General features: G+C 74.3%; 19 protein-coding genes. 8 read left to right on the forward strand and 11 right to left on the reverse strand.

The window, feature by feature from the left end; all coding sequences use genetic code 11:
- The 4 genes from AB0D01_RS38355 to AB0D01_RS38370 form a co-directional block, all read left to right on the forward strand.
- Window positions 1-186: phosphatidylserine decarboxylase (locus tag AB0D01_RS38355; protein WP_363063803.1), on the forward strand; the 186-nt coding region annotated here is incomplete at its 5' end.
- Between the two features lie 25 nt (window positions 187-211).
- The gene (gene pssA / locus AB0D01_RS38360; RefSeq protein ID WP_363063838.1) at window positions 212-1,030 is read left to right on the forward strand and encodes a CDP-diacylglycerol--serine O-phosphatidyltransferase; all 819 of its coding nucleotides are present in this window, start codon (window positions 212-214) and stop codon (window positions 1,028-1,030) included.
- Window positions 1,031-1,940: 910 nt separating this feature from the next.
- A complete protein-coding gene (locus AB0D01_RS38365) occupies window positions 1,941-3,440 on the forward strand; it encodes an AlkA N-terminal domain-containing protein (protein WP_363063805.1) in 1,500 nt (499 codons plus the stop codon).
- The gene (locus AB0D01_RS38370) at window positions 3,437-3,949 is read left to right on the forward strand and encodes a methylated-DNA--[protein]-cysteine S-methyltransferase (RefSeq protein ID WP_363063807.1); all 513 of its coding nucleotides are present in this window, start codon (window positions 3,437-3,439) and stop codon (window positions 3,947-3,949) included. The genes AB0D01_RS38365 and AB0D01_RS38370 overlap by 4 nt, the downstream gene beginning before the upstream one ends.
- Before the next feature lie 43 nt (window positions 3,950-3,992).
- On the opposite strand, the gene AB0D01_RS38375 is transcribed toward AB0D01_RS38370, so the two are convergent.
- The 3 genes from AB0D01_RS38375 to AB0D01_RS38385 form a co-directional block, all read right to left on the reverse strand.
- The gene (locus AB0D01_RS38375) at window positions 3,993-4,421 is read right to left on the reverse strand and encodes a hypothetical protein (RefSeq protein WP_363063809.1); all 429 of its coding nucleotides are present in this window, start codon (window positions 4,419-4,421) and stop codon (window positions 3,993-3,995) included.
- Window positions 4,422-4,507: 86 nt separating this feature from the next.
- On the reverse strand, window positions 4,508-5,008 hold the full coding sequence (locus AB0D01_RS38380; protein ID WP_363063811.1) for an NUDIX hydrolase: 501 nt from the start codon (window positions 5,006-5,008) through the stop codon (window positions 4,508-4,510).
- Between the two features lie 50 nt (window positions 5,009-5,058).
- Window positions 5,059-6,777, reverse strand: coding sequence for a BCCT family transporter (locus AB0D01_RS38385; protein ID WP_363063812.1), 1,719 nt, complete (start codon window positions 6,775-6,777; stop codon window positions 5,059-5,061).
- Window positions 6,778-6,920: 143 nt separating this feature from the next.
- Between AB0D01_RS38385 and AB0D01_RS38390 the strand changes: the two genes are divergently transcribed.
- Window positions 6,921-8,069 (forward strand): glycerate kinase, encoded by a 1,149-nt coding sequence (locus AB0D01_RS38390; protein ID WP_363063814.1) that lies wholly within the window; start codon window positions 6,921-6,923, stop codon window positions 8,067-8,069.
- 122 nt (window positions 8,070-8,191) lie between these two features.
- Here the strand turns inward: AB0D01_RS38390 and AB0D01_RS38395 are convergent, their stop codons facing one another.
- Entirely contained in the window at window positions 8,192-8,806 is a 615-nt protein-coding gene (locus AB0D01_RS38395; RefSeq protein WP_363063816.1) for a cysteine hydrolase family protein, read from the reverse strand.
- Between the two features lie 113 nt (window positions 8,807-8,919).
- Here AB0D01_RS38395 and AB0D01_RS38400 point away from each other — a divergent pair, with 113 nt between their 5' ends.
- Complete coding sequence (locus AB0D01_RS38400) at window positions 8,920-9,906, forward strand: helix-turn-helix domain-containing protein (RefSeq protein ID WP_363063818.1); 987 nt, start codon at window positions 8,920-8,922, stop codon at window positions 9,904-9,906.
- Entirely contained in the window at window positions 9,903-12,746 is a 2,844-nt protein-coding gene (locus AB0D01_RS38405) for a SpoIIE family protein phosphatase (protein WP_363063820.1), read from the forward strand. Before AB0D01_RS38400 ends, AB0D01_RS38405 begins: the two co-directional genes overlap by 4 nt.
- Window positions 12,747-12,785: 39 nt before the next feature.
- Here AB0D01_RS38405 and AB0D01_RS38410 read toward each other — a convergent pair whose 3' ends face one another.
- The 7 genes from AB0D01_RS38410 to AB0D01_RS38440 form a co-directional block, all read right to left on the reverse strand.
- A complete protein-coding gene (locus AB0D01_RS38410) occupies window positions 12,786-14,849 on the reverse strand; it encodes a SpoIIE family protein phosphatase (RefSeq protein WP_363063822.1) in 2,064 nt (687 codons plus the stop codon).
- A gap of 224 nt (window positions 14,850-15,073) precedes the next feature.
- Window positions 15,074-15,553, reverse strand: a complete 480-nt coding sequence (locus AB0D01_RS38415; protein WP_363063824.1) for a DUF3574 domain-containing protein — start codon at window positions 15,551-15,553, stop codon at window positions 15,074-15,076.
- Between the two features lie 159 nt (window positions 15,554-15,712).
- The gene (locus AB0D01_RS38420) at window positions 15,713-16,555 is read right to left on the reverse strand and encodes a DNA-binding protein (protein WP_363063826.1); all 843 of its coding nucleotides are present in this window, start codon (window positions 16,553-16,555) and stop codon (window positions 15,713-15,715) included.
- 77 nt (window positions 16,556-16,632) lie between these two features.
- Complete coding sequence (locus AB0D01_RS38425) at window positions 16,633-17,868, reverse strand: MAB_1171c family putative transporter (RefSeq protein ID WP_363063828.1); 1,236 nt, start codon at window positions 17,866-17,868, stop codon at window positions 16,633-16,635.
- On the reverse strand, window positions 17,865-18,455 hold the full coding sequence (locus AB0D01_RS38430) for a hypothetical protein (protein WP_363063830.1): 591 nt from the start codon (window positions 18,453-18,455) through the stop codon (window positions 17,865-17,867). The genes AB0D01_RS38425 and AB0D01_RS38430 overlap by 4 nt, the downstream gene beginning before the upstream one ends.
- A gap of 222 nt (window positions 18,456-18,677) precedes the next feature.
- Window positions 18,678-19,874 (reverse strand): aromatic amino acid transaminase, encoded by a 1,197-nt coding sequence (locus tag AB0D01_RS38435; protein WP_363063832.1) that lies wholly within the window; start codon window positions 19,872-19,874, stop codon window positions 18,678-18,680.
- The gene (locus AB0D01_RS38440) at window positions 19,875-20,927 is read right to left on the reverse strand and encodes a DMT family transporter (RefSeq protein WP_363063834.1); all 1,053 of its coding nucleotides are present in this window, start codon (window positions 20,925-20,927) and stop codon (window positions 19,875-19,877) included.
- Window positions 20,928-21,063: 136 nt separating this feature from the next.
- Between AB0D01_RS38440 and AB0D01_RS38445 the strand changes: the two genes are divergently transcribed.
- Window positions 21,064-21,546 carry an Lrp/AsnC family transcriptional regulator gene (locus tag AB0D01_RS38445; protein WP_363063836.1) on the forward strand — a complete coding sequence of 161 codons (483 nt, stop codon included), beginning with the start codon at window positions 21,064-21,066 and terminating at the stop codon, window positions 21,544-21,546.
- Window positions 21,547-21,637: the final 91 nt, after the last annotated feature.

The following is a 21,637-nucleotide window of genomic DNA, read 5'->3' on the forward strand; positions in this document are numbered from 1 at the left end:
GCCGGCGCCGTCGCCCGTCGCATCGTCCCGTACCTGCCGGCCGGAACCAAGGTGGAGCAGGGCGAACGCATCGGCCTGATCCGCTTCGGCTCCCGCGTCGACATCTACCTCCCCGAGGGCGTCGAGGTCGCGGTCGAGGTCGGTCAGACCACCACCGCGGGGGTGACCCGAATTGACCGTGACTGACCCTGAGACTCCCGCCACCGGCTGGGTGCCCGAGGCCAAGGAGGAGGACGACGCCGACGACATGCCGCTCTCGCTGCGGCTGTCGATAGCGGACACCCTCACCCTCGGCAACGCGACCTGCGGATTCATGGCGGTGTACTTCACCACCACCGGAATCCTCATCCCGCACCTCACCGGCAGCGGCGAGTCGGGCATGGCCCGGCACAGCGCGGCGACCGCGGTGATACTGATGCTCCTCGCGGCGGTCTTCGACCTCTTCGACGGCATCGTGGCCCGCAAGCTGCGCAGCTCGCCGATGGGCGCCGAGCTCGACAACCTGTCGGACCTGATCAGCTTCGGGCTGGCGCCCGCGTACTTCGTGCTGGTCTACGGCATGGTCGCGGACGACGCCCACCAGAAGGTGTCCGCGCTCGCGGCCATCGTCGTCCTGCTGGCGGTGGTCCTCAGGCTCGCGAGATTCAGCTGCGTGACCATGAAGGACGGCATGTTCCAGGGCATGCCGAGCCCCTTCGGGGCCCTGACGGTCGTCTCCATCGTGCTGCTGGAGCTCCCCTTCATCCCGACCCTGCTGGCGATCGTCGGCGTGGCCTGGCTGATGGTGAGCCGGGTCGAGTACCCGAAGCCGCGGGGCGTCCTCGCGGCCGCCATGCTCAGCTGGATCGTCGGCGCCATGGGGCTGCTGGCGGCCTGGGCGTTCGACGCCCCGGGCGGTCAGCTGCTGCTCCAGACCGGCTGCGCCCTGCAGATCGCGCTGGCGGCCACGATCCCGCTCTTCGCGACGACGCGGAGGGCCAACACCTTCCGCCACAACCGCCGCGAGGCCCGCGCCGCGCAGCTCCCGTAAGCCGCTCCGAAAGGGCCCCCGGTGCCGATGGGCACCGGGGGCCCTTTCGCGTACCGGGGGGGCTGCGGGGGCCTGGGCGGGGGGCCGCGCCGCCGGGGCCGGGGGTGGGGCGGGGTGGTGTCCGGGGTAGGCATGATTTATGGCCCCCTGGCGGGGTCCCGAAGCGGACCGGCGGTATGGGCCACAAATCACGTTTTACACCCCGGACACCACCCCGCCCCACCCCCGTCCCCGGCTCCCCCGACTCCCTCCCGAGCCCGCCACCCCGAGCCCGCCACCCCGGGCGAGCCAGGCGGGCAGGCGGGCAGGCGGGCAGCCGGGCAGCCGGGCAGCCGGGCAGCCGGGCAGCCGGAGGACAACGCACCGCGACGGGCACGGCCACGGCCACGGGGATGGCCCTCCGCTCACCGGGCACCACCCACCACGCCCCGGGCAGCAGGCTGCGGGCGGCGCACGGAGGGCGGGGCGTCCGGCCGGCCGGCCGGGCATCGTCCACCAGGCTGCGGGCGGCGCGCGGGTCTCCGCCGCCGCAGCGGTCGCGTCTGCCGTGGGGCACGGCCCTGGGTCCTCGTGGGCCGGGGTGGGAAGTGGGGGACCCCGGCGGCGGGGGTGGGAGTGGGGTGGGGTGGTGTCCGGGGTGTAAAACGTGATTTGTGGCCCAAACCGCCGGGTTCTCTCCGGACCCCGCTCGGGGGCCATAAATCATGCCTACCCCGGACACCACCCCACCCCACTCCCACCCCCGCCGCACCCCGACCCCGCCCCTCGCCGCCCCCGCCGCCCCCTCCGCGCCACGACCCGCGTCCTTCCCCGCCGGACCCCGACCCCGGTCCTCGCCACCCCGCCCGGGGCTACGCTTGATGTCGGAAAACCGCCAGCCCCGGCGGTGGCCGCCCGGGATCCTGGAGCCATGTACACCGACACCGACCGCTGCGTCAGGGCCGTGCGGTCGAAGGACGCCCGCTTCGACGGCTGGTTCTTCACCGCCGTGCGGACCACCGGGATCTACTGCCGACCGAGCTGCCCGGCCGTGCCGCCCAAGGTCGAGAACATGAGCTTCCTGCCCAGCGCCGCCGCCTGCCAGCAGGCCGGGTACCGGGCCTGCAAGCGCTGCCGGCCCGACACCAGCCCCGGCTCCCCCGAGTGGAACGCCCGCGCCGACGCCGTGGCCCGCGCGATGCGGCTCATCCAGGACGGCGTCGTGGACCGCGAGGGCGTCCCCGGGCTCGCGGCCCGGCTCGGCTACTCCACCCGGCAGGTCGAGCGCCAGCTCCTCGCCGAGCTGGGCGCCGGACCGCTGGCCCTGGCCCGGGCGCAGCGAGCGCAGACCGCCCGGTTGCTCATCGAGACCTCCACCCTCCCGATGGGCGACGTGGCCTTCGCCGCGGGCTTCTCCTCCATCCGGACCTTCAACGACACCGTGCGCGAGGTCTTCGCCCTGGCCCCCAGCGCCCTGCGCGAGCGGGCCGAGCGCGCCGGCCCCCGTACGGCCGGGCCGCGCGTCCCCGGCACGCTGGCCCTGCGGCTGCCCTACCGGGCGCCCCTGAACCCCGACAACCTCTTCGGGCACCTCGTCGCGACGGCCGTGCCCGGGGTGGAGGAGTGGCGGGACGGGGCCTACCGCCGGACGCTGCGGCTGCCGTACGGCACGGGCGTCGTGGCCCTGACCCCCGGCCCCGACCACATCGGCTGCCGGCTGGCGCTGACCGACCTGCGCGACCTCACCATCGCCATCAGCCGCTGCCGCCGGCTGCTCGACCTGGACGCCGACCCGGAGGCCGTCGACGGGCAGCTGCGCGCCGATCCGCTGCTGGCACCGCTCGTGGACAAGGCTCCGGGGCGGCGGGTGCCCCGGACCGTGGACGCGGCGGAGTTCGCCGTACGGGCGGTCCTGGGGCAGCAGGTGTCCACGGCCGCCGCGCGCACGCACGCGGCCCGGCTGGTGACGGCGTACGGGGAGAAGGTGGAGGATCCGCAGGGCGGGCTGACGCACCTGTTCCCCGATCCGCAGGCGCTGGCGGACCTCGACCCCGAGGCGTTGTCCATGCCGCGCAGCCGGCGCACCACGTTGACCACCCTGATCGCGGCGTTGGCCGACGGCTCGCTGCCGTTGGGCATCGACAGCGACTGGGAGGCGGCCCGCGCGCGGTTGAACGCGTTGCCCGGTTTCGGTCCGTGGACCACGGAGATCATCGCGATGCGGGCGCTGGGCGATCCCGACGCGTTCCTGCCGTCCGATCTCGGGGTGCGCCGCGCGGCCCGGGGTCTGGGGTTGCCCGCCACTCCGGCGGCCCTGACCGCCCGCGCGGCGCACTGGCGGCCCTGGCGGGCGTACGCCGTGCAGTACCTGTGGGCCACCGAGGACCACGCCATCAACCATCTGCCGCCCGTTCGAGGAGCACAGTCATGAGCAGCGCAGTCGTGAGCAGCAAGCAGCACACCGTCGTCGAGAGCCCCTACGGTCCGCTGACGCTGGTCGCGGCCGACGGGGTCCTGTGCGGGCTGTACATGACGGGGCAGCGCCACCGTCCGGCGGAGGAGTCCTTCGGTGAGCGGGTGGCGCCGGGCGAGGAGCCGTTCCCGGAGGTGGTGCGGCAGCTGGCGGCGTACTTCGCCGGGGAGCTGACGGAGTTCACCGTGGCGGTGCGGCTGGAGGGGACGGAGTTCCAGCGCAGCGTGTGGGAGCAGTTGACGCGGATCCCGTACGGGCAGACGTGGTCCTACGGGCGGTTGGCGGCGGAGCTGGGCAAGCCGAACGCCTCGCGTGCGGTGGGGTTGGCGAACGGGAAGAACCCGGTCGGCATCATCGTGCCCTGTCACCGGGTGATCGGCGCCTCGGGCTCGATGACCGGGTACGGCGGTGGCATCGAGCGCAAGGTGCGGCTGCTGGAGTTCGAGAGCGAGGGCGCGGGCCGTTGAGGGCCCGGGACCCGGGCCCGTTCTCGGGCCCGTTCTCGGGGCGTCAGATCACGGCGAGGGGGACGAGGAGGGCGAAGCCCGCGCCCGCCTCGACGGCGTAGGCGTAGAGGGACGGGTGTTGGACGGGGGCGGCGAGCAGGACGACGCTCTGCTGGGTGGCGGCGGCCGTCACCCAGTCCTCGTCGGCGCCGAGGCGGCCCTGGTACCAGCCTTCGCAGGCGCCGGGGCCGGTGACGGCGAGGAGGTCGTCCTCGCGGCGGTAGAAGGCCTGCCAGCCCTCGGCGGGCGCGGACCAGCCCTCGAAGTCCTCGAAGGAGGCCCAGCCGCCCTCGCGTATCGCGCTGTCGAACATCCAGACCGACTCCCCCTCGGGGGTGACCTCGCCGGCGGACTGTTCGTCGGTGGTGAAGTGGACCATGGGGAGGGCGTCGGTGCCGTCGGCGGTGCTGGGCCAGGCGTACATGGTGATCATCAGTAGATTCTGCCCTGGTCGATGGAGGCTGTGGACAACTGCCGCGTCCGGTAAGGCCGGTGGCGCGGGGCGTCGGGCGGGGCCTGTTACGCGGTCGCGGGTCGGCGGCCGTTCTCCAGCTCCACGGGGCCCTCGCCGGTCAGGAGCGCCTGGTAGGCCTCCCGGGTGCGGCGGCCGAGCGATCCGGGGAGGTACGTGGTGAGTTCGTCGGGTTCGACCAGTTTCCAGGAGAGGAGTTCCTCTTCCTGGAGGGTGATGGAGGCCAGCCGGTCGGCGTCGAGCACGCCGCCGTCGTAGAGGTAGGCGGCGAGCGGGGGGCGGCCTTCCTCGACGCTCCAGTCGACGGCGAGGAGCCGGCCGAGCGGTACGTCGAGGCCGATCTCCTCGGCGCTCTCGCGGCGGGCGGCGGCGCGGGGGGATTCGTTGTGGTCGGACTCGATCGTGCCGCCGGGGAGGGCCCAGCCCGCGCGGTAGTTGGGCTCGACGAGCAGGACGCGGCCCTCGGTGTCGCGGAAGAGGGCGGCGGCCCCGGCCAACACCCGGGGCAGGCTCGCGATGTAGGCGGCGTAGTCATCGGTGGTGGTCACGGCGCCACCCTAACCGGCGGTCCCGGGCGTCACGGCGGGCGGCCCCGTGATCACTCCTGCGGGTGGGCGCCGTCCTCGCGCTCGCGCCCCCTGGACTCCGCGACGCGGCGCAGGCGGGGGTGGCGGGCGGGCCCGTGCTCGCTGACGGCGTCGCCGACCATGGCCTTCACGGCGTCGCGCAGTCCGTGCAGGGCGTGGTGGCGGGCGGGGCCGGCTCCGGGGTCCTCGCGCAGTTCCTTCACCAGGGCCCAGCACAGCAGGAGCATGACGATCACGAAGGGCAGGGCGACGAGGATGGTGGCGGTCTGGAGGGACTTGAGGCCGCCGGCGACGAGCAGGACGGCGGCGACGGCGGCCATCAGGACGCCCCAGGTGACGACCAGCCAGGTGGGCGGGTGCAGGGAGCCGCGGCTGGTGAGCGAGCCCATGACGAGGGAGGCGGAGTCGGCGCTGGTGACGAAGTAGGTCATCACCAGGAGCATGGCCACCCAGGAGCTGACGGTGCCGAGCGGCAGGGCGTCGAGCATGGCGAACAGGGAGGCCTCCGCGCCCTCCTTGACGGCGGAGGCGAGGTCGGCGGCGCCGGTGGAGTCGAGGCGGATGGCGGTGCCGCCCATGACGCAGAACCAGACGACGGTGGCTCCGCTGGGGACGAGGAGGACGCCGACGAGGAATTCCCGGATGGTGCGGCCGCGCGAGATGCGGGCGATGAAGGTGCCGACGAAGGGGGCCCAGGAGAGCCACCACGCCCAGTAGAAGATCGTCCAGGCGCCGAGCCAGGCGCTGTCGGTGAAGGCTCCGGTGCGGGTGGCCATGGGCAGCAGTTCGTGGAGGTAGCTGCCGACGCTCGCCGGGATGACGTCGAGGACGTAGACGGTCGGGCCGAGGACGAAGACGAAGAGCATCAGGGCGGCGGCGAGCACGATGTTGGCGGTGCTGAGCCATTTGACGCCCTTGTGCAGCCCGGAGAAGGCGGACAGGACGAAGGCGGCGGACAGGGAGGCGATGATGACCAGCTCGACGCCGGTGGAGGCCTTCAGGCCGGTGGTGATGTCCAGGCCCTCGGCGACCTGGAGGGCGCCGAGGCCGAGGCTGGTGGCGGTGCCGAAGACGGTGGCGAAGACGGCGAGCAGGTCGATGGTCTTGCCCTGCCATCCCCGGGCGCGCTCCTCGCCCATGAGGGGGACGAAGGCGGAGCTGAGGCGGTTGCCGCGGCCCTTGCGGAAGGTGGCGTAGGCGAGGGCGAGGCCGGCGATGCCGTAGATCGCCCAGGGGGTGAGGGTCCAGTGGAAGAAGGAGTAGTCGAGGGCTGCGCGGGCGGCGGCTCCCGTGCCGGCGGCGGCGCCGGCCGCCGGGGGCGGGTTCAGGTAGTGGGTGAGGGGTTCGCCCACGCCGTAGAACATCAGGCCGATGCCCATGCCGGCGCTGAACATCATCGCGATCCACGAGAGGTTCGTGAACTCGGGTTCGGAGTCGTCGGCGCCGAGGCGGATCCGGCCGAAGCGGCTGATGGCGAGGACGACGCACATGACGAGGAACACGTCGGCGGCGATCACGAAGAGCCAGGCGAAGTTCTCCAGCACCCAGCCGAGGGCGCTGCTCGACGCGCCGTCGAAGGAGTCCTTGCCCAGGGCGGCCCAGGCGACGACGGCCAGCACGGCGATCACCCCGATGCCGACGACGGTGAGGTCGGGCGTGCCGTCGTCCCGGTCGTCGGAGCCTCCACCCGGAGTATCCGGATGTGCCTGTTCCAGTGAATCCGCACTCATGCGGCCACACTATGCAGACGTATATCCGTATTTAGGCGCATGGCGCGCCGGATGTGAGCCAGGCCACCCATGGGCATAGGAGGATCCTCCGGATAGGCTCATGGTGGCGCGACTGCACTGTTCGATAGCAAGGGATTAGCAAGGTGACGGACGGAGCAGTAACTGAGACCGCGCGCGTGCTCATCGCCGCGGACAAATTCAAGGGCTCGCTCACGGCCGTTCAGGTCGCGGAGCGGGTGACGGCGGGCCTTCGCAGGGCCGTTCCGGACGTGGAGGTCGAGACCCTCCCCGTCGCGGACGGCGGCGACGGGACCGTCGCGGCCGCCGTGGCGGCCGGGTTCGAACGCCGGGAGGTACGGGTCACCGGACCCCTCGGCGAGCAGGTCACGGCCGCTTTCGCGCTGCGCGACGGCACGGCTGTGGTGGAGATGGCGGAGGCCTCCGGGCTCCAGCTGCTGCCCGCGGGCACCTTCGCCCCGCTGACGGCCACCACGTACGGCTCCGGCGAGGTCCTGAAGGCCGCGCTGGACGCGGGCGCGACCTCCCTCGTCTTCGGCGTGGGCGGCAGCGCCACCACCGACGGCGGCGCCGGCATGCTGGCGGCGCTGGGCGCGGTGTTCCTGGACGCGAACGGCGAACCGGTCGGTCCGGGCGGCGGCGCCCTGGCGGATCTGGCCTCGGCCGACCTGTCCGGGATCGACCCCCGCTTCGCCGAGGTGGACTTCGTCCTGGCCAGCGACGTGGACAACCCGCTGACCGGCCCGAAGGGCTGCGCGGCGGTGTACGGCCCGCAGAAGGGCGCCTCCCCCGAGGACGTGGCGACCCTGGACGCGGCGCTGGCGCACTACGCGCGGGTGCTGGAGAAGTCCATCGGCGCCGAGGCCGCCACGCTCGCGGCCTCCCCGGGCGCGGGCGGCGCGGGCGGCATCGGCTACGGCGCCCTGCTGGTCGGCGCGAGCTTCCGGCCCGGCATCGAGCTGATGCTGGAGGTACTCGGCTTCGCGCCGGCGCTGGAGCGGGCCACGCTGGTCATCACCGGTGAGGGTTCCCTCGACGAGCAGACCCTGCACGGCAAGGCCCCGGCGGGCGTGGCGGCGGCGGCGCGCGCGGCGGGCAAGCCGGTCGTGGCGGTCTGCGGTCGGCTCCTGCTGGACCAGGCGGCCCTGGAGGCGGCCGGCATCCGCCGCGCCTACCCGCTGACCGACCTGGAGCCCGACCCGGCCAAGTCCATCCCGAACGCCGGTCCCCTGCTGGAGCGGGTCGCGGAGAACATCGCCGCCGACGTGCTCTGACGCGGTCGCGACACGCCAGGCCGAAGGCCCGTACCCCGAGACGACGGGGGTGCGGGCCTTCGCCGTCGCCCGCCCCGGATCCCGCGGGCCCGATCCCGCCCCGGCACGCCCGCGCGCGGCCGTTACGCGGTGACCCGCTCGCCCACGGCCGCGAGCACCTCGGCGGTGGTCACGATCCGGGCGAAGCCGCCGCCCTGGAGGTTCACGGCGGTGGCGGTGGCGAGCTGCGCCGCGGTCAGCGAGAGGCCGCCGGGGCCGGTGCCGTCGGCGAGGTCGAAGGTGTGGGTGGCGTCGAGGGGCACCAGGACGTCGTAGCCGAGGTTGCCGGCCATGCGGGCGGTGGTCTCCACGCACATGTTGGTCTGGATCCCGGTGAGGACCAGCTGGCCGATGCCGCGGTCGGTGAGCCAGGCGGCCAGGTCCGGGGTTCCGTAGAAGGACGAGTTGACGGTCTTGGTCACCAGCAGGTCGTCCTCGTGGCGGCGCTCCCGCACCAGGTCCTTGAAGGCGTGCCCCGGGTGCTCGGGGGCGAGGACGGAGCCGGGCTGCACGGAGGCGTGCCGGACGAGCACGATCGGGCGGCCGGACTCCCGCCAGGCGTCCATGAGGGCCGCGATGTTGGTCTCGGCGTCCGGGTTGTCGCGCGGGCCCCAGTAGGCGGCGGCGTCGAAGCCCTTCTGGACGTCGATGACGAGCAGGGCGCTGTTGTCGGCGATCTCGATCGCGGTCTGTGTCATGGCCCCATCCTGGGCGGCGCGCGGCCCCGCGGCCGGCGGCTGCGGGGACGCGAAACGATGGGATCCTGCCAGCGTGGCAGGAGTTACCCGGCATCCTCTGGCACAGTGGCCGCATGCGCCGCGTCGCCATCGTCGCCCAGCCCGGGATCCGCGCCTTCGACCTCGCCGTCGTCACCGAGGTCTGGGGTCCGGACCGCAGTCACCTCGGGGTCCCCGTCTTCGAGCTGCGCCGCTGCGCGCTGGAGCCGGGGCCGATCACCCTGCCGGGCGGCCTCACCCTCACCCCCGACCGGGGTCTCGACTGGCTGGCGCGGGCCGATCTGGTGGTCGTGCCGGCCCTGGCCGAGCCGACCGACCCGACGCCCGAGCCCGTCCTCGCCGCCCTGCGGGAGGCGCACGCGAGGGGCATCCCGGTGGCCGCCCTGTGCGCGGGTGCGTTCGTGCTGGCGGAGGCGGGGCTGCTGGAGGGGCGCCGGGCGGTGACGCACTGGTGGCTGGCGGGGCGGCTCGCGGCCCGCCATCCCGGGATCGTGGTCGAGGAGGCGCCGCTGTTCGTCGAGGACGACGGGCTGTGGACCTCCGCCGGGGTGGCCTCCGGGATCGACCTGTGCCTGCACCTGGTCCGCGAGGCGCACGGGGCGGAGGCCGCCGCGGCCGTCGCCCGCTCGATGGTCACCGGCCCCTTCCGCGCCGGGGACCACGCGCAGTACCTGGACCGGCCCACCCCGGCCGCCGACCGGACCGCCGAGGCGCTGGCCGCCGTACGCCGGCAGGCCCTGCGGCGGCTCCACGAGCCGCTGGACGTGGCCACCCTGGCCGGTTGGGCGGGCATGTCGCCGCGCTCGTTCGCCCGGCACTTCGCCGCGTCCACCGGCACCACCCCGCACAGGTGGCTGCTCTCCCGGCGCCTCGACGAGGCCCGGAAACTGCTGGAGCGCACCGACCATCCCGTGCCGGAGGTGGCGCGGCGGGCCGGGTTCGCCAGCGAGGTCACCTTCCGCCAGCACTTCGGCGCCCAGGTCGGCATGAGCCCCCGCGCGTACCGCTCGGCGGCGGCCAACGCTCCCATAACCGGCGACAGTGTTAGAAATGGCTCATGAGCGGACGTTCGGGTCGGCATCGGGAGGCGCGGCCGCCTGGCCTGCTCGCGCGGCTCTCCGTGATCCCGGGCAGTGTCGCCGGCCAGGTCTTCGCGCTCCAGGCGGTGATCGTGCTGGTGCTGATCACCGCCGCCGCCTTCGCCCTGTTCTTCCAGGCGCGGTACGACAGCCAGAACGACGCCCGCAACCGCTCGCTCGCCGCCGCCGAGGCCTTCGCCCGCGCCCCGGGGCTGCCCGCCGCGCTGAAGGCCTCCGACCCGACGGCCGTGCTCCAGCCCTTGGCCGACGGCGCCCGCAAGGCGTCGGGGCTGGACTTCGTGGCCGTCCTCGGCCGCGACGGCGTCCGCTACACCGATTCCCGCCCCGAGCTGATCGGTCGGCGCGCCACCGGGGACCTGGCCCGCGCGGTGGCCGGGGAGTCCTTCACGGAGACCTTCGAGGGCGCCCCCAGCAACGCCGTCCGGGCCGTGGTCCCCGTACGCGACGCGAGCGGCGCGGTCGTCGGGCTGGTCTCCACCGGCATCGAGGTCAACAACGTGGGTGACGCCGTCGAGAAGCAGCTGCCGCTGCTGGTGGGCGCGACCGTCGTCGCCCTGCTGCTCGGCACGGGCGGCGCCGCCCTGGTGAGCGGCCGGCTGCGGCGCCAGACCCGGGGCCTGGGAGCGGCCGAGATGGCCCGGATGAACGAGCACCACGAGGCCGTCCTGCACGCGGTGCGCGAGGGCGTCCTCATCGTCGACGCCGAGCACCGGCTGCTGCTCGCCAACGACGAGGCCCGACGGCTGCTGGACCTGCCGGCCGACGCCGAGGCCCGCCACGTGACCGACCTGGGCCTCGATCCGCGCACGGTGGAGCTGCTCGTCTCGGGCCGGGTCGCGACCGACGAGGTCCACCTGGCGGGCGACCGGTTCCTCGCCGTCAACGTACGTCCCACCGAGCCCTTCGCCGGGGAACCGTCGGGCAGCGTGATGACGCTGCGCGACACCACCGAGCTGGCGGCGCTCTCCGGGCGGGCGGAGGTGGCCCGCGAACGGCTCCAGCTGCTCTACGACGCCGGCGTGCGCATCGGCACCACCCTGGACGTGGTGCGCACCGCCGAGGAGCTGTCGGAGGTGGCCGTGCCGCGGTTCGCGGACTTCGTGACCGTCGAGCTGCTGGAGCCGGTGCTGCGCGGGGACGAGCCCTCGGCGACGGGCGGGACGCACACCCGGATGCGCCGCGCGGCCATGTCGGGGATCCGTACGGACCAGCCGCTCCAGCCGGTCGGGGACACCATCCGCTTCGAGGTGCCGACGGCTCCGATGGCCGCCGCGCTGGAGGCCGGGCGGGCGGTGCTCGCCGCCGATCTGCACGCCGCGATGGGCTGGCGGGCGCAGGACCCGGCCGGCACCCGGGTGGCCCTGGACTACGGGCTGCACTCGCTGATCTCCGTACCGCTCCAGGCGCGCGGCGTGGTGTTGGGCATGGCGAACTTCTGGCGGGTCGACACGCCCGACGCGTTCGACGAGGAGGACCTGTCCTTCGCGGAGGAGCTGGGCGCCCGCGCCGCCGTCTCCATCGACAACGCGCGCCGCTACACCCGGGAGCACGCCACCGCCGTGACGCTCCAGCGCAGCCTGCTGCCGCGGGTGCTGCCGGACCTGACGGCGGTGGACGTCGCCTTCCGGTACCTGCCGGCGAAGGCGGGGGTGGGCGGTGACTGGTTCGACGTGATCCCGCTGCCGGGGGCCCGGGTGGCGCTGGTGGTGGGCGACGTCGTGGGTCACGGGGTGCACGCGGCGGCGACGATGGGCCGGCTGCGGACGGCCGTGCACAACTTCTCGACGCTGGACATGCCGCCGGACGAGCTGCTGGGCCACCTGGACGAGCTGATCGACCGGATCGACCAGTTGGAGAGCGGCGCCGCCGCCGAGGGCGGGGGCGGGCGCCCGGGCCCGCCCGACCCGCAGGCCGCGAGCGCCCTGACGGGAACCGCGGGGGCCGAGGAGGGCGAGGAGGGCGAGGGGGCCGCCGGCATCACGGGCGCCACCTGCCTGTACGCCGTCTACGACCCGGTGTCGGGCGTGTGCGCGATGGCCAGCGCCGGTCATCCGGGGCCCGCCCTGGTGCACGCGGACGGGCGCGTGGAGTTCCCGGAGCTGCCGACGGGGCTGCCCCTGGGCGTGGGCGGCATGCCGTTCGAGGCGACGACGCTGCGGCTGCCCGAGGGGAGCCGGCTGGTGCTCTTCACCGACGGGCTGTTGGAGGACCGCGACCGGGACTTCGACACCGGTCTGGCGCTGCTGGGCGAGGCCCTGGCCCGGCCGGGGCGCAGCCCCGAGCAGGCGTGCGCGGACGTGCTGACGGCGCTGCTGTTCCCGGCGCCGAGCGACGACATCGCCCTGTTGGTCGCGGACACGCGGCGGCTGGAGGCGGACCGGATCGCCGAGTGGGAGGTGCCCGGGAACCCGGAGGCCGTCTCGCGGGTGCGCCGGCTGGCGGCCGGGCAGTTGGCGGCCTGGGGGCTGGAGGAGGTCTCCTTCACGGCGGAGCTGGTCCTCAGCGAGCTGATCACGAACGCGATCCGGTACGGCTCCGCGCCGGTGCGGGTGCGGCTGCTGCGCGACCGGAACCTGATCTGCGAGGTGTCGGACGGCAGCAGCACCTCGCCGCACCTGCGGTACGCCGCCACCACGGACGAGGGCGGGCGCGGGCTGTTCCTGGTGGCGCAGTACGCCGAGCGGTGGGGTACGCGGTACACGGAGCGCGGCAAGGTCATCTGGGCGGAGCTGTCCCCTTCCGGCGGGGAGCCGGTGCTGCCGGAGCCGGACCTGGACGCGTTGGAGGACCTGGCCTGGTGACCGCCGCCCCCTGCCCCGCCCGCCGGGCCGGCGCGGGGGTCAGGGGGCGGCCGTACGGGCCAGGAGGACGGCCACGTCGTCCTGGGCGGCCCCCGGCAGCAGCCGGGTCAGGATCCCCTCGCAGAGCTCCTCCAGCGGCCGTGCGGGCTGCCGCAGGGCGTGCGCGAGCCGGTCCATGCCCTCGTCGAGGTCCCGGTCGCGGCTCTCGATGAGGCCGTCGGTGTACAGGGCGAGGAGGCTGCCGGGCGGGAGCGGCACCTCCTCGGTGCGGAAGGCGTGGCCGCCGCCGGTGCCCAGCGGGGTGCCGGGAGGCCCCTGGAGGAAGCGGACCGTTCCGTCGGGGGCCGCCACGGCGGGGGGCGGGTGGCCGGCGCGGGCGACGACGCAGCCGCCGGCGGCCGGGTCGTGGACGGCGTACACGCAGGTCGCCATCTCGTCCTCGCCCAGGTCGGCGACCACCGCGTCGAGCGAGCGCAGCATCTCGGCGGGCGGTACGTCGAGCCGGGCCAGGGTGCGCACGGCCGTGCGGAGCTGACCCATGACGGCGGCGGCGTGGATGCCGTGTCCCATCACGTCCCCGATGACCAGGCCGGTGCGTCCGCGCGGCAGCTGGATCACGTCGAACCAGTCGCCGCCGACGTCGTGCTCGCTGGCGGGCAGGTAGCGGCCGGTCAGTTCCAGTCCCGCCACCCGGGGCAGGGCGCTGTTGGTCAGGCTGCGCTGGAGGGTGAGGGCGGCCTGCCGTTGGGTGGTGTACATCCGGGCGTTGTCGATGTTGAGGGCGGCGCGGGCGACGAGTTCGTCGATGAGGACGCAGTCCTGGGCGTCGAAGGGTTCGCGTGCGCGCAGCCTGGTCACGGCGACGGCCCCGATCACCTTGCCGCGGGCCACCAGCGGGACCATGCGGGCCGAGCCGAGGGTGGCGAGGTAGTCCCGCAGGGCTCCGGCGCGGGGGTCGGTGATGAGGGCCGGGATGTCGGAGACGTAGAGGTTCATCGGGACGCCGTCGGCGATGACCCGTTCGTAGACGGTGTCGGCGGGGATCTGGAAGGTCTGGCCGGGGGCCAGTCGGGCGGTGGGGGCCTCGGGGTCGGGGAAGGTCGCGGCGAGCCGGCGCAGGACGCCGTGGGTGGAGGCGGCGGCCTCGTCGGGTTCGAGGACGGCCTCCAGGAGCTGTACGTCGGCCGAGTCCGCGAGCTGCGGCACCAGCAGCTCCACGATCTCCTCGGCGGTGCGGCGCAGGTCGAGGGTGGTTCCGATGCGGGTGCCGGCTTCGGCGAGGAGGGCGAAGCGGGTCCGGGCCCGTTCGACCTCGCGGTGGGCCCGCTGGCTCTCGGTGATGTCGATGAGGGAGGCGATCAGGCCGAGCGGTCGGCCGCCGACGTCGAGGAGGGGGGCGTAGGAGCAGGACCAGGTGCGGTCGTGGTCGGGGTCGGCGGGGGTGCGGCCGGTGCGGCGGACGTCGACGACGGCGGTGCCGCGTTCCAGTACCTGGCGCATGGTCGCCTCCAGGGCGACGGCGTTGACCCCGGGCACGACCTCGCTCAGGCGTCTGCCCAGGTGGTCGGCGGCGGGGACGCCGTTCATCCGGGCCAGGGCGTCGTTGACCCGCAGGAAGCGCAGGTCGGTGCCGAGGGTGGCGAGGCCTATCGGGGACTGGGTGAACAGGCTCTGGAGGGCGGCGAGGGAGTCCCGCATGTGCAGGACCTCGGAGGTCTCGACGGCGATGAGCATGGCCCCCGTACGGCCCTGCGGGTCGGCGGCGGGCACGATCCACATCTCCATCGGCACCCGGTGGCCGTCGCGGTGGCGTACCGGGAGGGTGCCGACGACGGTCTCCCCCGCCTGGACGCGGCGCGTCAGGTCCTCGGCGAGTTCCTGGTTGGCCTCGGGGACGAGCACGGCCGTGCCGGGGCGTCCGAGGATGTCCTCGGGGCGGTGGCCGAGCAGGTCCTGGGCGGCCAGGGACCACTCGACGACGCGCCCGTCGGCGTCCTCGCGCCACAGGGCGATCGGCAGCAGCTCGCGCAGAACGCCCGCGTACCCGACGGCCGCCATCGGTGGCGGATCGGGCGCCTCGCTCGTCGACTGGTACGTGTCCAATGCACCGACCTCACCCCGGGGGGTCCGATTCCTACCGATTCACCCTATCCGAGGGCTCGGGTGCGGGCGCTGCCGCAGGGTACAGGCAGGGGAGACGGGCGACAGGAGCCGGGGCGGGGGCGGGCGTCGGGCGCGGGGGCGCGCGGCGGGCCGGGGCGGGGTCTCGGCGGGTGAACCGGACCGTTCGCTCTGCCCCGGCGTCGCCGGACGCCCCCGCTCCCGCGTCAGAAGTCGACCTGCGCCCGTACGTCGGCCCGGCCCACGGACTCCAGCTGCCAGGTCGAGCAGTACAGGCGGCGGATGTACTCGATGTCGGCGTTACGGGCGTGGGCCTCGCGCACCGGGTACATCACCGTCAGCTCGTACGATCTCTCCTTGTTGATGTCGCCCTCCTTGTCGCGCCACTGGCCGCGCGCCTCCTGGAGCGTCAGTCCCGAGGGGAAGCGGGGCGTGACCACGTCCGCGACGAACTTCATGAACTCCTCCTCGGTGATGGGCGGGTGGCCGTCGTGGCGCCCGGTGCCGAAGTAGAGGTGGGTGGAGACGTAGGCGGTGCCCCGCGCGGACGCCTCGTCCCGGTCCGCCGTCGCCGTGACGGCGCGGGTGTCGAGGGGGACCTGCGGGGCGGGTCCGCCGAAGGTGAGCAGGAGGGCGGCGGCCGCGAGGAGGACGGCCGCGGGGGTCGTGATGCGGATCTGGGGCATGGGTTCCCGTCTGGGGTCGGTGGGGCGGTGGGGACGGTGGAGCGGGGGGATCGGTCGAAGGGGTCGTGGGGGCGTGGGGCTTCGTGCCGCCGCGCCGTCGATCGCGGCGCGGGTCGGTGCGGGGCGGGCGGGGCGGGCGCCCCGGTGCCGGCGGGCCGGCTAGAGGGGTCGGGGCCCCGGTGGCAGGGACCGGCGCAGGAACACCGCCGCGTCCCGCAGCGCCGGGGGCGCGTCCGGCCGCCCGCGCAGTTCCGCCGCCGTCCGGGCCAGGGTCTCGGTCGTCCGCGCGGAGCCGATGGCGGCGGCCGTCGGCGCGATCCGCCCGATCAGCGCCTCCGCCTCCCGCCAGGCCCCGGCCCGGGCCAGCGCCGACAGCAGCTCGGCGGTGAACAGGTGCCGGTAGGCGGGGCCGGGAGCGGTGGCCGCCTCGTACAGCAGGGGGACGGCCCGGTCCCAGCGGCGCAGCCGGGCCTCGACCCAGCCCCGGTGCCCGAGCAGTTCGACCTCGTCGATCCACCAGGCCCAGGGCGGGTCGTGGCGCGACACGCCGTCCAGGAAGAGGTTCCGGGCGCGGGAGATCAGCTCCAGGGGGCGCGCGTGGCCGCCCAGCAGGGCCAGCGCGTGCGCCTGCCGGATCTGCACGAGCCCGGCGACCCTGGCCGGCAGCGGCCGCCGCCCCCGTACCCGGGAGGCGGCCTCCAGGGCGGCGCGCGGGCGGCCGGTGTGCGCGGCGAGCATGCTGTGGTTGAGCAGGACCAGGCGTGCGGTCCAGTCGTCGCCGCAGCGGGCGGCGAGGCGCAGGGCGCGCGCGTTCATCCGGCGGGCGCCCCGGTAGTGGCCGGCGTCGAAGAGGATCCAGCCCGCGACCTCGTACAGCTCGGCGAGCGCCGCGAGCAGGTCGGCGCCGGTGCCGGGCACGGCGCGCGCGGCGCGCAGGGCCTCGCGCACGGCCGGGACGGCCGCCGTGGCGCCGTGGGCGACGTCGACGCCGACGAGGGCCATGGCCGCGGAGCGGGCCCACAGCGCCGCCGCGTCCTCGTCGCCCTCGTACGCCGCCGGCGGGGGGCCGGCCGGGCCGGTCAGGACCCGCTCCGGGTGGCGAGGAGCCCGGCGTCGATCCGCCCCGCGCGGCCCCGCGCGCCGAGGGCGTCGAAGGAGGAGGCCACCTCGGTCAGCCACTCCACCTCGTCGCGGAAGTCCTCGTAGGGCGGGCGTTCGGGGATGTCGGAGGTCTCGGCCCGTTCGGCGCGGGCCACCCGCTCCTCGGGCGGACGTCCGAGGACCGCCCGGACCTGGAGGGCCTCGCCCAGGGGGGAGGTGGGGTCGTCCGGGAGGTCCAGGGAGCGGGCCACGCGGGAGAACTCGGCCAGGGACAGGGAGGTGCGCAGGATCAGCTGCCCGTCGCGGATCTCGATGACGCGCCGGTAGAGGCTGTAGTGCGGGTCCCGGGGCGGGACGAGGTCGCGCGCCCAGGAGCGCGGCGGGTCGAGGGCGATGTCCGGGGTGGCCTGGTAGAGCGCCCACCACAGGGGGCGCAGGCGCCGGTAGGAGCGGTAGCTGCGCAGCCAGCCCCGGGTGCGGGTGATGTGGATGCCCCAGGAGGGGATGGTCCAGCCGGCGATCTGGAGCAGGGCCCCGACGCTGCCGCAGGTCCACTGGATGGGGTCGAGGACGGCGGCGTCGTAGTCGAGTCGGGTGCCGGCGATCTGGATGCCGCGGGTGACGCAGTACACGAGGATGAGGGTGGCCCCCACGGTCACCGTGCGCATCCCGACCTTGAGCCACTGGCGGTTGGCCATCGTGGTGAAGCGCAGCGAGAGCCGGACCGTCTCGAACTGTCCGACGGCGCAGATCAGCAGGTAGAAGGTCATGTAGAGGGCGTAGCCGCGGTGCTGGATGCTGAGCAGGATCGTCGAGGTGGCCGTCTCCGAGCGGGCGACGGGTCCCACGACGAAGGAGGCGACGATCAGGACGGCGAGGGCCGCGCCGAAGAACGCGACACGGCGGCGGGCCATGCCCGGGGCCCGGTCGGGCGGGGCCGACCAGTAGACGAGGACCACCTGTTGGGCGGCGGTGAGCACGACGACGGCGACCTGGGTGATCAGCGAGGTGATGTTGGGCAGGCCGAAGAAGGCGGAGATGTGCAGGCGCAGCAGGTCCAGGTCGACGAGGAAGCTGACGCCGGAACACAGGAAGTACGTGCACAGGGCCCACAGGGCGATGTCCTGGCGGCGGCGCAGGAGGTCGGGGAGGCGGTAGGCGAAGGCCGCGAGGCCCACGCCGGCGCAGACCCAGGCGAGGATCGTGTAGATCACGCGGGCCCCTGTTCGGGTCGGTCGGGGCGGCCCAGCCCGCTCTCGATGCGGGCCACGATCTCGGCGGCGTCCGCCGGGACGCCCCAGGCCCGTTCGGTCCAGCGCTTCGCGGCGCGGGCGAGGATCAGCGAGGCCATGGTCTCGGCCTCCTGCTCCTCGTCGTCGCTGTAGCGGGAGCGGGCCAGGACGCCGCGGACGGCCTCCGGGTCGACGTCGGAGAAAATGCGGCTCGGATCGGTCTGGTCCAGCCGCACGGATCCGCTGTGTTCCAAAGCGATGTGCGCGAGCTCGTGGGCGATGATGTGTTCCTTGTGGGAGGCGGACGCCGCCTCCTCGAACGCGATCACGTCGAAGTCGTCGAGTTTGAGCCATATGCCGAAGAGATGCCGTTCAGGGAACGGCGTGGATATCAAATGGATCGGTCGACGGCGCTGTTCGCTCAAATAACGGTGGAGTTCGTCGATACCGCAGCCGCGCTCCATGCCCCACTCGTCGAGCAGGGCCTCGCAGCTCTGGCGGACCTTCCTCAGGCGACGCCTGAGCCGCCTCTCCTCGGACGCCGGTAACGCGGAGCCAGGTAACTTCATCCTCAGTCCTCCGGCGAACCCAGCGGTCGGACAACGCGGCCATGATGCCACACGCCCAACTCGCCACCGGACGGCGTCAGTTCTATTCGGCCATTCCCCCCGTATTCCGGCCGACGATCGACCGGCCGGCCTGCTCTCGACCGCGGCGGAATACGGAGGGGAATCGTGAATACGCATCGACACCGGAAAGGGGCGCACCCGCCTCCGTGAGGCGTCCCGAGGTCAGCGCGCGGCCAGGACCTCCGCCATGCCCCGGGCCAGGCACGGGATGCGGTCGGCGGGGATGCCCGCGATGTTGACGCGTCCGGCGGTGGTCCCGTAGATGGCGTGCCGGCGGCGCAGGCGGAGCATCTCCTCGCCGGTCAGCGGCAGCATGGAGAACATCCCGCGCTGTCCGGCGAGCACGCGCGCCGGGGCGCCGTGCCCCAGGTCGGTCAGCAGCCGGACCAGTTCGGTGCGGTGGGCGGTGATCCGGCCGCGCATGACGTCGAGTTCCGCCCGCCAGGCGGCCGTGAGGCCGGCGTCCTCCAGGATGGTCGTCACCACGGCGGCGCCGTGCTCGGGCGGCATGGAGTACAGGGTGCGGGCCGCGTTCTGCAGGGCGGTCTCGGCGTGCCGCACGGCCTGCCGCGAGGAGCCGAGGACGATGGCGCAGCCCGTCCGGTCGCTGTAGAGGCCGAAATTCTTCGAGCAGCTCACGGCGACGAGCATCTCCGGGACCCGCGCGGCCAGCAGGCGCGTGGGTTCCAGGTCGGCCTCCAGGCCGTCGCCGAGCCCGTGGTAGGCGAGGTCGACGAAGGGCACCCAGCCGTCGCGCACCGCGAGGTCGGCCAGCGCCTCCCAGTCCTCGCGCGAGGGGTCGACGCCGGTCGGGTTGTGGCAGCAGCCCTGGAGCAGGACGACGTCGTCGCGGCGGGCCTCGCCCAGCGCGGCGAGGACCCCGTCGGAGTCGAAGCCGCCGTCGGGGGCGCACCAGCCGAAGGGGCGGACGCGCAGTCCGGCGGCCTCCAGGATGGGGCGGTGGTTGACGTAGGCGGGGTCGCTGATCCACACGGTGGTGCCGGGGCGGGTCCGGCAGATCAGGTCGGCCAGCAGGCGCAGCGCGCCGGAGCCGGCGACGGTCTGGACGGCGGCGGCGCGACCGGCGGAGCCGCCGGCCTCCTCGGCTCCGAGGACGAGGCCCAGCAGGGCGCGGTTGAAGGCGGCGTTGCCGGACAGGCCGCGGTACTCCTTGGAGGCGGAGCGTTCGGCGAGCCTGATCTCGGCCTCGCGGACGGCGGCCATGACGGGCGTGCGTCCGGTGTGGTCGCGGTAGACGCCGAGGACGAGGTCCAGGCGTTCGCTCCGCTCGTCGGCGCCGAACTCGTACGTCAGGTCCCACAGCGGGTCGGTGGGCGGCGGGGGGAGCAGCTCGAGCATCTACGGAACCTCGGTACGGGGTGCGGACACGGCGGGGACGGGACGTGCGGTGGCGCCGGGGGCCGCGGCGGTGGCGGCCGCGCCGGCGGTGGTCCGGGCGCGCGGGCGGCGGTTGGCCAGGACCACGCCGACGGTGATCAGCGGGACCCCGACGAGGACGGCGACGGTCGGCCTCTCGCCCAGCACCGGCACGGCGAGCAGGACGACGGCGACGGGGCTGAGGCTGCCGACGACGGAGCTGCGCTCGGCGCCGAGGGAGCGGATGGCGAAGGCGTAGAGCAGGCCGGCGCACAGGCCCACCCCGAGCCCCTGCACGACGAGGAACAGGGCGATGTCGGACCCGGCGGCCTGGGCGAGGCCCGTGGGCAGGACGCCGGTGAGGACGAGGAGGGCGATGACGGCGAAGGAGGGCAGGCACAGCAGGCCGATGGAGCCGATCGGGTCGAGGTCGACGTCCCGCAGGCCCACGGTGTACAGGGCCCACAGGCCGCTGGCCACGAGCAGGGTGCCGGCGCCCTGGAGGACGTCGGCGTCGACGGGGACGACGTAGCGCCACACGAGCGCGGCGACGCCGGCGGCGATCAGGGCCAGTCCGACGGTCTGCGTCCCGCGGGGCACTCCCTTGCCTCGGGCGGCCATGATCGCGGCCACGAAGAGCGGGACCATGCCGGGGACGATCGAGCCGACGAAGGCGGCGGAGGTCAGGGCGCCCCCGTGCATGGCGGCGAGGAAGAAGGGCACCCCGGCACCGCAGACGATCTTGAGGGCGGGTCCGGGGCGGACGGCGGCGATCCGGTGCCGTCGGCGCCACAGGGCCGGCAGCAGGACGAGGAGGGGGACGCCGAAGCGCAGCAGGGCCGCGTCGGCGGGTCGCAGGGTGGAGGCGCCAAGAGCGCGGGCGCTGAGCGCGAAGCCCGCCCAGATCGCCACGGTCACGATCAGCGCGGCCATGCCGCGGGCCTGCGGGGAGAGCCCGCGTGGGCCGGGGTGTCCGGCCCGCGGGCCCGCCGCGTCGGGAACTTCGGCCGCCTCGGTGGTGTGCGTAGCGACCAAGGGAATTGCTCCAGCCTCAGGGGTGCGCACCGGTCCGGTCCGCTCACGGGCAACGCTAGGGCCTGGGGCGGGGCAGCCGATTGCCAGTTCTGCCGCTCGGACATACGTTTGGGGCAGAATCTGCCAAGGAGTGGCCATGGACGCAGTCGATCTGCAGATCATCCGGGAATTGCAGGCCGACGGGCGACTGTCCAACCAGGACCTCGCCGACCGCGTGCGCCTCTCCCCCTCGCCCTGCCTGCGCCGCGTCCGGCGCCTGGAGGAGGCGGGCCTGATCCGCGGGTACACGGCCATGGTCGACCAGGTGGCGTTCGGGCTGCCGGTGACCGTCTTCGTCCGCATCCGGCTGGAGCGGCACACGGCCGAGGCGGTCCGGCTGTTCGAGCAGCACGTCGCGGTGATCGAGCACATCCAGGACTGCTACCTGATGGCGGGGAGCAGCGACTACCTGCTGCGCGTCGTGATCGAGGACCTGGAGGCGTACGAGTCCCTGGTGCGCGACCGGATCCACGCCATCCCCGGGATCGCGGCCATCGAGTCGAGCTTCGCCTTCGGCAGCGTCAAGCAGTCGCGGACCTACCCGCGGCCCCGGCCGGGAGGTTCCGCCCGCGTCCGCTAGGGCCTGTCGTCAAACTCCCGTCGTCGCCCGTAGGGCGGCCCCGCGGCGGCTGGTGCGTGCTCTCGGCGTGCCGGGCGGAAGCCCTTGTACT

Origin of the sequence: Streptomyces sp. NPDC048606 (assembly GCF_040650855.1) — a bacterium.
Lineage (GTDB): Bacteria > Actinomycetota > Actinomycetes > Streptomycetales > Streptomycetaceae > Streptomyces.